Origin of the sequence: Haemophilus sp. SZY H8 (genome assembly GCF_018829755.1) — a bacterium.
Classification (GTDB): domain Bacteria; phylum Pseudomonadota; class Gammaproteobacteria; order Enterobacterales; family Pasteurellaceae; genus Haemophilus; species Haemophilus haemolyticus_K.
In genome coordinates this window covers 1-584 of the sequence record NZ_JAHKJY010000015.1, presented here as the reverse complement: position 1 = coordinate 584, position 584 = coordinate 1, and the positions used below count along the sequence as shown (strand labels likewise).

The window sequence follows — 584 nt, the reverse complement described above, 5'->3', positions numbered from 1 at the left end:
TACTGGTTCACTATCGGTCAATCAGGAGTATTTAGCCTTGGAGGATGGTCCCCCCATCTTCAAACAGGATATCACGTGTCCCGCCCTACTTCTCGTTAACTTAGTACCACAGCCTGGATTTTGAGTACGGGGCTATCACCCTGTGTCGCTAAGCTTCCCAGCTTATTCCTCTATCTCTGCTGCTATCATTAACAGGCTCTTTCGCTTTCGCTCGCCGCTACTGACGAAATCTCGGTTGATTTCTTTTCCTCGGGGTACTTAGATGTTTCAGTTCTCCCGGTTTGCCTCACTTACCTATGAATTCAGTAAGTGATAGTAGATTCTTCATCTACTGGGTTTCCCCATTCGGATATCTTGGATTAAACGCCTCTTATCGACTCATCCAAGCTTTTCGCAGATTAGCACGTCCTTCTTCGCCTCTGATTGCCAAGGCATCCACCTTGTACGCTTAGTCACTTAACTATACAACCTCAAGTGTTTTCAAAACTCAATATAAAATAGATATTGTGCTCTGACCGCACTTTTAGCGTCATTAATTCAACTAAACACTTGATTGCTTTTGTTCAATCAAGATTTATCACAAA

1 rRNA gene is annotated in these 584 nt (G+C 43.3%); it reads right to left on the bottom strand.

The features are described from left to right. Positions 1 to 462 (bottom strand): 23S ribosomal RNA (locus tag KKW16_RS08975); the annotation flags it as partial. Positions 463 to 584 lie beyond the last annotated feature (122 nt).